The 12,575-nt window shown below is 45.4% G+C and carries 11 protein-coding genes; 2 read left to right on the top strand and 9 right to left on the bottom strand.

What is annotated here, in order from left to right; all coding sequences use genetic code 11:
• Nucleotides 1–36 precede the first annotated feature (36 nt).
• Entirely contained in the window at nt 37–708 is a 672-nt protein-coding gene (gene queE / locus EBL_RS04090) for a 7-carboxy-7-deazaguanine synthase QueE (RefSeq protein WP_002442437.1), read from the bottom strand.
• Between the two features lie 229 nt (nt 709–937).
• On the opposite strand from queE, the gene EBL_RS20705 reads away from it, so the two are divergent.
• Nucleotides 938–1,090 (top strand): hypothetical protein, encoded by a 153-nt coding sequence (locus tag EBL_RS20705; protein ID WP_002442435.1) that lies wholly within the window; start codon nt 938–940, stop codon nt 1,088–1,090.
• Nucleotides 1,091–1,301: 211 nt separating this feature from the next.
• On the opposite strand, the gene EBL_RS04080 is transcribed toward EBL_RS20705, so the two are convergent.
• Nucleotides 1,302–2,858, bottom strand: coding sequence for a maltose/glucose-specific PTS transporter subunit IIC (locus EBL_RS04080; RefSeq protein WP_002442433.1), 1,557 nt, complete (start codon nt 2,856–2,858; stop codon nt 1,302–1,304).
• Nucleotides 2,859–3,022: 164 nt separating this feature from the next.
• On the opposite strand from EBL_RS04080, the gene EBL_RS04075 reads away from it, so the two are divergent.
• The gene (locus EBL_RS04075) at nt 3,023–3,847 is read left to right on the top strand and encodes a MurR/RpiR family transcriptional regulator (RefSeq protein WP_002442432.1); all 825 of its coding nucleotides are present in this window, start codon (nt 3,023–3,025) and stop codon (nt 3,845–3,847) included.
• Nucleotides 3,848–3,853: 6 nt separating this feature from the next.
• Here the strand turns inward: EBL_RS04075 and EBL_RS04070 are convergent, their stop codons facing one another.
• The 7 genes from EBL_RS04070 to eno form a co-directional block, all read right to left on the bottom strand.
• Entirely contained in the window at nt 3,854–4,534 is a 681-nt protein-coding gene (locus EBL_RS04070; RefSeq protein WP_002442430.1) for a TorD/DmsD family molecular chaperone, read from the bottom strand.
• A gap of 62 nt (nt 4,535–4,596) precedes the next feature.
• Nucleotides 4,597–7,023, bottom strand: coding sequence for a DMSO/selenate family reductase complex A subunit (locus EBL_RS04065; protein WP_002442428.1), 2,427 nt, complete (start codon nt 7,021–7,023; stop codon nt 4,597–4,599).
• A 27-nt stretch (nt 7,024–7,050) separates the two neighbouring features.
• Complete coding sequence (locus EBL_RS04060; protein ID WP_002442426.1) at nt 7,051–7,875, bottom strand: dimethyl sulfoxide reductase anchor subunit family protein; 825 nt, start codon at nt 7,873–7,875, stop codon at nt 7,051–7,053.
• Nucleotides 7,876–7,877: 2 nt separating this feature from the next.
• Nucleotides 7,878–8,501, bottom strand: a complete 624-nt coding sequence (locus EBL_RS19650) for a DMSO/selenate family reductase complex B subunit (RefSeq protein WP_002442425.1) — start codon at nt 8,499–8,501, stop codon at nt 7,878–7,880.
• A 142-nt stretch (nt 8,502–8,643) separates the two neighbouring features.
• Nucleotides 8,644–9,312 carry a response regulator transcription factor gene (locus EBL_RS04055; protein ID WP_002442423.1) on the bottom strand — a complete coding sequence of 223 codons (669 nt, stop codon included), beginning with the start codon at nt 9,310–9,312 and terminating at the stop codon, nt 8,644–8,646.
• A complete protein-coding gene (locus EBL_RS04050) occupies nt 9,302–11,092 on the bottom strand; it encodes a sensor histidine kinase (RefSeq protein ID WP_002442421.1) in 1,791 nt (596 codons plus the stop codon). Before EBL_RS04050 ends, EBL_RS04055 begins: the two co-directional genes overlap by 11 nt.
• Nucleotides 11,093–11,228: 136 nt before the next feature.
• On the bottom strand, nt 11,229–12,527 hold the full coding sequence (eno, locus tag EBL_RS04045; RefSeq protein ID WP_002442418.1) for a phosphopyruvate hydratase: 1,299 nt from the start codon (nt 12,525–12,527) through the stop codon (nt 11,229–11,231).
• Nucleotides 12,528–12,575: the final 48 nt, after the last annotated feature.

Raw genomic sequence — 12,575 nt, 5'->3', positions numbered from 1 at the left:
CCAACGCTCAGGGCCCGCTTCCGGGCCCTGATGTTATCAGGCGATATTGAGGTATTTGTGGGTCTGCACCGAGAGCCGCCAGTTGCGGGCAATGCAGGTCTCAATACACAGGCGGGTGGCATCTTCTTTCTGGCTGATGGGCTGCAGAGCGATGATGCGCTGTTTATCGTCGGTGATCACTTCCAGCAGTTCGTCCAGCGCTTCAATATCCCGCACCCGGCCAACCGGATGTTTTATCTCATCGGCCCGGTGCAGGGCCTGGGTCAGCACATCGTAACCACCGCGCATATTCACCTTCGGTGAAACCGTCACCCAGGTGCCCGGCGTGCAGCGCACTTCGTGGGTGCCGCTGGTTTCAATCTGGCAAATAAAGCCCTGCTGCTCCAGCAGCGCAGTGAGCGGTGTCAGATCGTGAATGCAGGGCTCGCCGCCGGTTATCACCACGTGCCGGGCCGTCCAGCCCTGGCGGCCAATGATCGCCAGCAGATCCTCTGCGCTGGCGTTGCCCCACTTATCGCTTTCCCGGGTCTTTGCCAGAATACTGAACAGAGACACTTCCCGATCTTCACGTGTTTCCCAGGTGTGTTTGGTATCGCACCACGCACACCCCACCGGGCATCCCTGTAAGCGAATAAAAATGGCCGGAACGCCGGTAAAGTAACCCTCGCCCTGCAGGGTCTGGAACATCTCGTTTATCGGGTACTGCATAATCTTCTCTGTTAAGGGGATAAACGCTAAGTATCGCAGATCCCCGCCAGAGGATCATGCCTCCCGATGCTTTACATGCTATTTTCTGCGGCAAACCGGGCCGGGTTCCAGTTCTGGCAGGCACCGTCATCCGGGATATCAGGGTGACACCGATGGCATTGCGAAATATCAGGGACGAAGGTATTCTTAGCCGGATAAAGAATCATCAGTCAGACGGGAGGGTGAGCAAATGACCCCACAAGAACGTAAGAAACAGCATCAACAGGCGTATGAGCAGCAAATAGCGGCGATCAAAAGCGGTCAAAAACAAGGTACTGTGGTTACCGAGGCTCCTCGTGCTATTAAACAGCACAAACATGCCGTAGTAGCCTCTATCTTCTGAAACAGCATCATCCCTGAACACCACATTTCAGTCATCGCTCCCTGCCCCTGGCATTTCTCTCTGCAATATTTCGCTTTCTTTTCCTACAGCACATGTCCGATATGTGTCAGCACCATACGCGATATAATAAACGGACTGTACAGCAGCTAATTTTCCAACGTCTGACACGAGACAATTAATTTACCTTTCAGAAAATTCAGTACAGTTTTCATTACGATAAAACCTCTTCGATTTCGTTTTTAATGATGGTGACATGCGGGCCATAAATCACCTGAACCCCATTGCCACGAATAATTACGCCATGTGCCCCCGTCGCTTTCAGTGCCTCTTCATCTACCTTGCGACCCTCCTTTACCGTCACGCGTAAGCGTGTGGCGCAACAATCCACCTCTTCCAGATTCTCTTTGCCTCCCAGCCCGGCGATTACTGCTGCTGCGCGTTCAATTTGTGGCAGACCGGATTTAGCCAGGATTACATTTTCACGCCCGGGAGTAAGCCAGTTAAAACGATTAATCAAATAACGAAAAATGAAGTAGTAAAGGAAGAACCATGGTATCCCCACCATGGGGACGTACATCCAGTTAGTTTTAGCCTCCCCCTGTAGAACGCCGAAAAGGAGGAAATCGATAAGCCCTCCCGAAAAAGTTTGCCCAATAGTGATATGTAAAATATGAGCCATCATAAACGCCAGACCATCGAGGAAGGCGTGAATAACATATAACACGGGTGCCACAAACAAGAATGAAAACTCTATAGGCTCAGTGATCCCTGTCAGGAAAGAGGTCAGGGCCGCAGACAACAGCAGACCGGCGACAAGTTTTCTGTTTTCCGGCCTGGCAGTATGATACATCGCCAGGCATGCACCAAGCAGACCAAACATCATAGTAATGAAGCGTCCGGACATAAAGCGTGAAATCCCCACATAGAACTGCTGTGTACTGGGATCCGAAAGTTGGGCAAAGAAAATCCGTTGCGTACCTTCTACTAATTGACCATTGACGATTTCACTACCGCCCAGCGCTGTCGTCCAGAACGGCAAATAAAAGATATGGTGTAAACCCAGTGGGCCGAGCATACGCAGGATGAAGCCGTACAACAGTGTACCCAGGTAACCTGTCGCATCCACCAAACCACCCAGTCCAAAAATGAGTTTCTGGAAATGCGGCCAAACCACCGTCATGACCGCCCCTACCACTATCGCGGCAAAGGAGCTAATAATTGGTACAAAGCGTGAACCACTAAAAAAACCAAGGAACTGAGGGAGTGAGACTTTATTGAAACGGCTATGCAGCACGCAAGTGACCAGCCCAATAACCACCCCACCAAATACACCTGTTTCCAGCGTCTGAATGCCCAGCGTCATCCCCTGGCCTACAGCACCGGCATTCTCGAATACCAACGCTCCGTTAAGCATCAATAAGGCATTGATGGTGGAATTCATCACCAGAAACGCCAATAATGCTGCAAGCCCGGCGGTGCCTTTATCCGTTTTTGCTAGCCCCACAGCGATCCCCACAGCAAAGAGCACTGGCAGGTTGGCAAACACTATAGAACCTGCGCAGGTCATTATCGTAAAGGTTGCCTGCAACCAGTCGATATCCAAAAACGGATAAGCCATCAATGTGTTTGGATTCGACAGTGCGCCACCAATCCCTAACAACAACCCCGCAGCGGGCAATACCGCAATCGGCAGCATGAACGATCTGCCAAACCGCTGTGCCTTTTCAAACCATGCCCCAGATGAGGTACTACTAAACATTTGCATCATTTTTTCATCTCCCCGATCAGTTATGAAAATTATTACCACATCATATTCATTAAATGAAAATCATTATCACAAACCAGGAAGCTGATCATACTTTTTAAAATGACTGGCATCTTTCCCCTGCTTTCCGCCACACTATCAGCAGAGAAACGCATTAAGGATTTTGCATGTCAGAAAATGAAAACCTGCTACTGAGATTGCGCCAGAGCGTTGACGGATATAGCCGAACACAACAGAAGCTGGGAGAGTTTGTGCTCAGCGATCCGGCAAAAGTTGTCTACCTGACGATTACCGAACTGGCGCGTGAAAGCAGCACCAGCGAGGCGAGTGTCACACGTCTGTGTCGGGCTCTGGGGTGTAAAGGCTACAACGAATTCAAGATGGCACTAGCGCTTGATATTCAGCAAAGTCAACCCGTATATCAACCTGAAGACGAGATCGATAGCGTTGTCAGTGAATCGGTTCAGGCTTTGCGGGACACCACGAGGCTTCTCGACCGGGCATTGTTGGAGAATGCAGCTCTGGCGCTTCACCATGCACAATCTGTTCAAATTTATGGTGTAGCTGCCAGCGCTATTTTAGGTGAATATTTACATTACAAAATGCTTCGCTTTGGTAAGCCAGCTCAGCTTTTCAGCGATATGCATCGTGCGGCAATGAACGCCACCACGCTTTCAAAAGACGCTCTGGTCGTCGCGATATCCAGTTCCGGTTCAACACGCGATTTACTCCACGTCGTTAAATTAGCGCGTAAAAGGAGCGTTCCTATACTGGCACTTAGTAATACTCCCCAAAGCCCTTTGGCCTCTCTTAGCGATATCCAACTTGTTGCTGCAAAACCAGAAGGTCCACTAAGCGCTGGTGCCCTAAATACCAAAGTTGGGGTCATGCTGCTTATTGAGCTACTCACCACATCCCTTATCGCTATCGATAAACACTATAATGACATCAGCCAGCAAACAGCCAGTTCAACACTGCCACTTCTGCTGTGAGAGGGTTTATGGTCGTCCTGATATGGGTGGCCAGTAAAGCTTCTTCTGCTCCACACTAACCTGGTACTCCCGCTGCAGATTAAGCAATAACTGCCGGGTTACCTTCCCCAAATCTTGGTAGAAGGGCGTTTTTGCATGCGCTATCAGCAGAGAACAGAACCGTCCTCCCCATGGTAATAAATGAATACTCAGAAATTCAACTATCGCTCGTTGGTCACCCGGGTCAGCAGTGATTCTGTAGCGACGTAGTAAATGGACCAGCGCCGATAAACATAGTCCTATATGGTCAACCGGCTGACGCTCCTTTAACTGGAAAATTAATCCGTGCCGACGTAAAAATGACTCCAGCAAATATGTTGATTCCTGCAGTAACAAATTATCCTCATGAAGATACACTGACCCCCATGGCATTGATTCAGGCATCCCAAGACCAACAAATAATGCCAAGTGATCAGCCTGCAAACATGCCAGACAGGCAGGTTCACTGAGCCATTCATCAGAAGTATTTAGTTCAATCACTAAATAGCGCCGCCAATACTCCAGTAACTGACTTTCAACCAGTTTCTGGAGTAATACTTGGCTCGGCTCAAAATAAAAAAAATGATAAAGTATCTTTAGAGACACATCCATAAACTCATTATCTGGATATTTTTTTCTCTCTGACAACATTACTTCACCTAATGACATTAGTTATTCTCTCATTAGGCACCACAATATATTTATCAGTAGTGCCTATATTTTATGAATACTCAGGGAGCGGGGCTCACTTCAACTAAATTAGTTCCCTGGGGATTTGCTTTCGCAAGCGCAGTGGGTTTTAAGCGAGTTAGTGTATTTATACAGCCACCTACATCAACGCCATGGCTATCCGGAGAATACCATGCCCCCTCTCCCAACCCTACAACTCCAGGCATAATTCTTGGGGTAATACGGATAGGGACGCTAATTACACCGCGGTCATTATAAACATGTACTTGCTGCCCCTGGTGTAAATTACGAGCCCGGGCATCCAGAGGATTAATCATTAAGGCATCCTGGATAACTTCTCTTAACCAAGGAACATTATGGAATGTCGAATGTGGGCGACCTTTCGATTTAAATCCAATCAGTTGTAAAGGATACTTTTCCCGTGTTTCAGTATCAGCATAGCTTTCCCATGTTGGTATATATTGCGGCAACGGAGTAATTTTATCTCCATCAGGCAATTGCCAGTTAGCTGCATACTGAGCAAGAGTATGGGAATAGATCTGTATTTTACCCGATTCAGTTTTCAAAGCATGGATTATTGGATCCTCCCGAAACTCTCGCATGACATATCCTGGAGCCTCAGGATCGAAAGGTAACCGTATGGTTTTTTTCTTCTGCAATACATCAAATGGTGGGAATTCTGGATGTTTCTTACGACTCTCTTCATAAAGGTACTGTTGCCATTCATCCCATGACCTTCCCTCACAAAAAGCCTCCCGGACACCAAAACGCTCGGCCAAATCAGAAAAAACCTGATAGGGATGGCGGCATTCATACATAGGGTCCAGTACATGTTCAGTTAGAGTCAAATGGGTAGCAAATCTCACTACACGAGAGTTCTCCAGCCATGTGATATCTGGTAATAAAATATCAGCAAATTTAGCACTGGCCGTCATATGATTGTCCATAACAAAAATGAACTCCAGCTTACTCTCATCTGCTAAAATTTTTGCAGTAGCATTACAGTCAGAGTGCTGATTTAACAGCCAGTTACCCTGGTACATAAAAATACATTTGACATCGCTAGTCAGCCGCTCAGCACCGGTAATACCATCACTCAGTGCCGTCATTTCATGCCCCCGCTCAACAGCCTCAAGCCATTTAAAACATGGAACTTTAGCCTGCACACCATTTTTTCCAATTGGCATCGGGGTAATATCTGAACCACTGAACATAAAATCTGAACCACCATTATTCGTCCCAGGCAAACCAATTTTACCCAAAAGAATAGGCAACATAAAAATAGCCCGGGCGGTTTGCTCTCCAGCAGCATGACGTTGCGGCCCCCATCCCTGAGCAATAAATGGTGCTTTGGCATTCCCCAGAGCTCTGGCAAGTTGATAAATTTGCTCACTTGGAATACCACATATAGATTCAGCATACTCTGGTTTTTTTTCCAGCTTATCAGGCCCATCTCCCAGAATATAGGCTTTATACCCTAATGATGGTTCAAGCGATGGAATACCTTTTTCGCTATCGCCCGGTTCACCATCATAGCCGTAGCAATATTTATGTAGAAACTCTTCATCTACAAATTTCTCAGTAATAAGAACCCAGGCAATAGCTTCAACCAATGCCGCATCACTACCAGGTCGTATCGCAAGCCAGAGATCTTCCCGACCACATGCTGTATCTGTATATTGTGGATCAATGATGACTGTTTTAGCACTACTTTGCTTTTTATAATGCTGATAATGGTAAGTATCGTTTGCACCACTCATTCTAGTATTGGCAGGATTATTGCCAAAGTAAACAATTAGATCAGAGTGTGCCATTTCTGACGGCGCACTGCCAAAAGTATATTTTGACTCACCGTATGTATATTTCGATGCTGTATCAATTTGATGACTACTATAGTTGCCCTCTGCAGAGAGAAAACCACCAATTAAATTTAAAAATCGTGGAACAAAATGATAGGGTCCATCAGGCTTCCCAAAACCAATACGGTTAAAAATAGCTTGATTCCCATATTTAGATATAATCTTACTCATCTGAAGATAAACTTCATCAAGGGCTTCATCCCATGAGATACGTTTAAATTTACCTTCTCCACGTTTTCCTATTCGCTTCATGGGATATTTAAGACGATCTGGTGAAAAAGCTCTTTTATGTAAAGATCGCCCACGCAGACATGCTCTGACCTGGTGTCTACCGAAAACATCATCTCCTTGATCATCTGTTTCTATGCGTTTTATCTGACCATTTTCGGTTACTATTTTTAATAAACAACTGGAATGACAATGAGCCCAGCAATTATGCCATTTTGTAATTTCACCAACATGTTCGCTAATTACCGATGCTGCAATACTATTTAATGAATGAGTTGCTAAAAAAGCGCCAACCCCCAAATAACTACTAAGCTGTAAAAACCGTCGACGAGATAGCCCTATGCTACTAGCAACAGTTAAAGAATTATTTTTATCAGACATAAAAAATCTCCCGTCAGATATACATTTCTACAATTGCGCTAATAGCAGCAACTCATAAAAGAAAATCCTACCTAATAACTCAGCCACAATAACTGCAACTAAAGAAAATATACTTACTTTTTGGATTCGTTTCTCCCATCTGGAGCCTATAAAAAATAATAGCGCCGAACCGATTAATAAGACACGAATAATCTGTAACACCATAAGCCACGGGGGAAGGACAATCCCCAAAACGCTTAACTGATCATTGATATGCAGAAAATAACCAGCACTTAAGCCTAACATTAATAAAGCCAGAGAATACCATATGAAATAAATTATTTTATTCTGTGAAAGGAAGTTGATATAGAAATATCTTAATAAAACGCCAATAAGAGCCGATCCACTTAAAAATCCGCTAAAAATAAAATTGATTGTAGTCCATGACGTATTCCAAAGCGCAACACCAGATAGCTGATAAACATGAGCAATCGCCCAGAGCACCCACAGTGCCACACCACAGACAACAAGCATTATTGGCAGAATTACTTTACCCGTTTTCCACTGTGTAGCTATCATCAATGCCCCCAGAGCACCAAACCCACCTACACTAATTATCTCTATACTCATGGGAGAAAAATGGGTAATACCAATCAACGCATTAGTGATACGCAACGGTTGTCCGACATGTGCAATCGACGCCATACCTGCAATGCAAAGGATCCCCCACAAGCAAAGCAATAACTTATTCATTGCCTGGTATGACCCATCGGACAAAGCAGGAGAAGTCAGCGTTAATATAGTAAGCAGGATGAAGCTACCGGCAACCATTTGAGTCAATACGGTAAAAAAAACTAGTGGTAACTCATGCATGATTATATTTCCGTTTTATTAATAACCGCACCACTATGATCGGCACAAGGTTTTGCATGCGAATTAGGATTAATAACGATAGAGGGCTGAGTCAGTTCTGAGGAAGGTAACGGAGCTATATCCGCAAGCACACCATATTTCTCACGTAACTCATCAATAGGTCCAAAATCTAATGCCCGTAATGGACAGGCTGCAACACAAATGGGTTTTTTATTCTGACTAATCAACTCATAGCAACCATCGCATTTAGTCATATATTTTTTTTCTGGATGGTATTGCGGAGCTCCATAAGGACATGCCATTTCACAATATCTACAACCAATACAGACATTACTATCCACGACCACCAGACCATCTTCATCACGCTTATGCATCGCACCGGTTGGACAAGCCTTAGTACAAGCCGGTGTCGCGCAGTGGTTACAACTGATAGAAAGATAATAAGCAAAAATATTTTGCCGCCAGGTATCCTGCCCGGTGGAAGTCCATTCACCACCAGCATATTCGTATACACGACGAAAATTAACCCCAACGGGTAATGTATTTTTATCTTTACACGCGACCTGGCAAGTCTTGCAGCCAGTGCATTTGCTACTGTCTACATAAAAACCATATTGTCGTGCCATAGAAAAGTTCTCCCACTCCTCCAACAAAATAAATTGCTATCATTGTGGTGTAGAGAAGGTGCGGTTTTCTATTGTGGGATTCCACATTTTTTATATGTATAAACCAACTAATTGAGCACGATCAGGTGATCAGTTAGTGCAGCTATTTCCCTGATATTTTTTTACGCCGGATACGTACTGGTGCAGGGGCAGCCAGGTAAAGGTAATGTTCAATAGCGGCATAGTGCCGAATCATCTCTGCCGTCGAACTAACCTCCAGGTGTTGCATAATATTAGCACGATGGACTTCTACCGTTCTTACAGCAATATGACACTGTTCAGCAACCTGGTTATTTGTTTTACCTGTAAATAATAGCCGTAATATATCCCTCTCTCTACAAGTTAGCTTCTCATAAGCCTGCAACTGCTTTCTCAGCAATAACTCACTTAGTGACCTCTCCTGTCCAAGTTTTATAGCCTGTAGCAGCGAGGTGCTATCAACGGGTTTTTGCAAAAAATCTACAGCGCCACGCTTGAGAGATTCTACAGCCATAGGAACATCACCATGAGCAGTAAGAAATATAACCGCCAGAGGGCTGTTAGCCTGATTCAATATAATTTGTAATTCCTGTCCACTCATTTCAGGCATACGCCAGTCCAGCACCAGACAGCCATCATTAGCCATCAGTGGCGGGTGTTGCTTCATAAATAACAAAAATTCCTCTGCACCAGAAAAACAAAGTGGCTGATACCCTTCTCCCTCCAACATAAAACACAATGCATCCAACACGCTTGCATCGTCATCAACCAGATATAAGGGACTACGCTGCATGTGAATCTTCCTCTATCAAGGGAAAACAAACTATCGCCTCAACTCCATTATTTGAACAATTTTTAAGACAAAATGTTCCCTGATGGGCTTCAACAACATCCCGACAGACAGTCAGCCCCAACCCTACGCCATTGACCTTACTGGTAACAAAAGGAACCATTAATTCTGCCTGTGATGCACACAGTCCATCCCCCTGGTCTTGAATGCAGAGGGTGATGGCCATTTTTGTTTGTGTAATATTAATAAATACCAAGTGATTCCCCGCCCCGGCTGATGCATCAATCGCATTAGTCAGTAAGTTTACTATCAGTTGCTCAAGGCCGGTTCGGTCACCAAAAAAAGGTAATGTCTGAGGTATATTTTGTATCCTGATATCAACTTTAAAACGCTCTGCATATAAACTCACCAATGTACAGGTTTCTTGCAGTAACTGCGATAAATCAAACCACCCTTTACTAGTCGGCTCTTTTCTCATTATCTTTCGCAGCCGTTTTACTAAATCATCAATCCGTACAACTTGATCACGAATTTTTGTTAGTAGTATCTCTATATTTGTTTGACTATTACCTTTTTTTTGTCGGGATAATTCGCCTTCAGCATATAAACGGATAGCGGATAACGGTTGATTTAGTTCATGAGCCAGACTAGAGCCCAATTTATCAACCAGAGACTGACGCTGAATTTGCTGTAAGCTATCCTGCATCTGCCGTAATTTTATATTATTACAACGAAATCGGAAACTCAGCAGCATATACTGGACAGGCAATACAGTTAACAGAATAATAGCTATCAATAAAATATAATAATGTTGTACCAGCCATAATTTGACTTGCTGCCACCAGGGGCGCTGTAGCGGATGAAGCCCTAAGTCTTTAAATAATCTATCAAGCTCTACCTGATTCTCCGGAACCGTCCAGCCCAGTGATTGAGCCGCTTTGGCTTCAGGACTATTTCCCTGCATAGCCAGCAAATGTTGTACTATTTTTTTTGCCAACTGCCGATCCGCATTCCCCGTCATGGCAAAACCCCAGTTAGGGTAAAGTCGGGTACTCACCTGGCATTGAAAGCCAGCGGGAGCTCTATTACCTAGTGCCCGTAATGATGCAGGTTCTAGTTGTTTATTCTCAATCATCGACTCCACTAGGCAGACAGGTAAGATCGCTGCTTCTATTCGTTTTTCCTGTAAAGCTCTTACTACTTTTTCATGAGGGTATCCGATCTCTTTTACCTCTGAGAGTAACTCAACCGGGAACTCAGGGGCTAATACCTCATGCGCCATGGCCATAAAGCCACCAAACGCCTGGCGATTAACAGTACCAATGGATTTTCCAGACAATTCATTTACTCTCTGATAAGGGGCATCACTACGGACCCATAATACAGAACCCGTTGCCTCTGACGTCCCCCCCTTTAATGGGCTAATCAATGTCGCAATCCATGACAACGGGAACAACCGACCCAGGCGAATGCTTTCAGAAGGGTTAATAATAATAAACTGTAGCCGCTGAGCGCTAACTTCGGCCTGTAATGCTTCCAGCTCCAGAGCAATAAGATGAAACCTGAATTCTGGTATCTGCTTATTCAACCAGCGAATAGTAGGTTGCCAACGAGACTTCGCTTCATCAACACCACGATCAGCAAATACACCAATTGAAACATCTACAGGTTTATGATCCCCGCCATAAACAAACGGGCATATAATAAATATCACCAATAAAAAAAGTATCTTGCTTCCCGGTATATTATAACCAGAAAGCCGTAGCCTCATCTGATGTAACATTATCTTCAATTCCTGAGATAATCTATGCTGCAGTCAGATAGCCTGAAGACAACATGAATTTACTGCCAGATATATAGTTAAAAAAATGCCAGTCAGAAGACTGGCATTTTAGTATTTCTATGTCAGGACCCGGAAATTATGCCTGGCCTTTGATCTCTTTACGACCGTTGAACGGTGCGCGGGCGCCCAGAGCTTCTTCGATACGAATCAGCTGGTTGTATTTAGCCACACGGTCAGAACGGCTCATAGAACCGGTTTTGATCTGGCCTGCTGCAGTACCTACCGCCAGGTCAGCGATGGTTGCATCTTCAGTTTCACCAGAACGGTGAGAGATAATAGCGGTGTAGCCTGCGTCTTTCGCCATTTTGATAGCAGCCAGCGTTTCGGTCAGAGAACCGATCTGGTTGAATTTGATCAGAATGGAGTTCGCGATGCCTTTTTCGATACCTTCTTTCAGGATCTTGGTGTTGGTTACGAACAGGTCGTCACCAACCAGCTGGATTTTGTCGCCCAGTACTTTGGTCTGGTAAGCAAAACCGTCCCAGTCAGATTCGTCCAGACCGTCTTCGATAGACACGATCGGGTACTGTTTGGTCAGGTCTTCCAGGAAGTGGGTGAACTCTTCAGAAGTGAAGGCTTTGTTGCCTTCGCCGGCCAGTACGTATTTGCCGTCTTTGTAGAATTCAGATGCGGCACAGTCCATCGCCAGGGTGATGTCTTTACCCAGTTCGTAGCCTGCTGCTTTAACCGCTTCAGCAATAACAGCCAGAGCTTCAGCGTTAGAACCCAGGTTCGGCGCGTAGCCGCCTTCGTCACCAACAGCGGTGTTCATGCCTTTCGCTTTCAGCACTTTTGCCAGGTGATGGAATACTTCAGAACCCATGCGTACTGCTTCTTTCAGGGTCGGCGCGCCAACCGGCTGAATCATGAATTCCTGGATATCAACGTTGTTATCAGCGTGCTCACCACCGTTGATGATGTTCATCATCGGTACTGGCATGGAGTATTTACCCGGGGTGCCGTTCAGTTCAGCGATATGTTCAAACAGCGGCTGACCTTTGGAAGCAGCAGCGGCTTTGGCGTTAGCCAGAGACACAGCCAGGATAGCGTTAGCACCGAATTTAGATTTGTTTTCAGTACCGTCCAGATCGATCATGATTTTGTCGATGCCAGCCTGGTCTTTGGCGTCTTTGCCAAGCAGAGCCTGAGCAATCGGGCCGTTTACTGCGGCAACGGCTTTGGTTACGCCTTTGCCCAGGAAGCGGGATTTGTCGCCATCGCGCAGTTCCAGCGCTTCGCGGGAACCAGTAGAAGCACCTGACGGGGCAGCAGCCATACCGACAAAACCACCTTCCAGATGTACTTCGGCTTCAACAGTCGGGTTACCACGGGAATCGATGATTTCACGACCGATGATTTTAACGATTTTGGACATTAGGTTTTCCTCAAGTCACTAGTTAAACTAAAAACTTCCTGACAAACA

It is taken from the genome of Shimwellia blattae DSM 4481 = NBRC 105725 (assembly GCF_000262305.1).
Classification (GTDB): domain Bacteria; phylum Pseudomonadota; class Gammaproteobacteria; order Enterobacterales; family Enterobacteriaceae; genus Shimwellia; species Shimwellia blattae.
Note: the sequence above shows the minus strand (reverse complement) of the source record. Positions and strands in the feature narration are given on the sequence as shown.

What these genes read in the sequence shown, in the direction of transcription:
- queE (WP_002442437.1), bottom strand. Translation starts at nt 708, where the DNA reads ATGCAGTACCCGATAAACGAGATGTTCCAGACCCTGCAGGGCGAGGGT.
- EBL_RS20705 (WP_002442435.1), top strand. Translation starts at nt 938, where the DNA reads ATGACCCCACAAGAACGTAAGAAACAGCATCAACAGGCGTATGAGCAG.
- EBL_RS04080 (WP_002442433.1), bottom strand. Translation starts at nt 2,858, where the DNA reads ATGATGCAAATGTTTAGTAGTACCTCATCTGGGGCATGGTTTGAAAAG.
- EBL_RS04075 (WP_002442432.1), top strand. Translation starts at nt 3,023, where the DNA reads ATGTCAGAAAATGAAAACCTGCTACTGAGATTGCGCCAGAGCGTTGAC.
- EBL_RS04070 (WP_002442430.1), bottom strand. Translation starts at nt 4,534, where the DNA reads ATGTCATTAGGTGAAGTAATGTTGTCAGAGAGAAAAAAATATCCAGAT.
- EBL_RS04065 (WP_002442428.1), bottom strand. Translation starts at nt 7,023, where the DNA reads ATGTCTGATAAAAATAATTCTTTAACTGTTGCTAGTAGCATAGGGCTA.
- EBL_RS04060 (WP_002442426.1), bottom strand. Translation starts at nt 7,875, where the DNA reads ATGCATGAGTTACCACTAGTTTTTTTTACCGTATTGACTCAAATGGTT.
- EBL_RS19650 (WP_002442425.1), bottom strand. Translation starts at nt 8,501, where the DNA reads ATGGCACGACAATATGGTTTTTATGTAGACAGTAGCAAATGCACTGGC.
- EBL_RS04055 (WP_002442423.1), bottom strand. Translation starts at nt 9,312, where the DNA reads ATGCAGCGTAGTCCCTTATATCTGGTTGATGACGATGCAAGCGTGTTG.
- EBL_RS04050 (WP_002442421.1), bottom strand. Translation starts at nt 11,092, where the DNA reads ATGTTACATCAGATGAGGCTACGGCTTTCTGGTTATAATATACCGGGA.
- eno (WP_002442418.1), bottom strand. Translation starts at nt 12,527, where the DNA reads ATGTCCAAAATCGTTAAAATCATCGGTCGTGAAATCATCGATTCCCGT.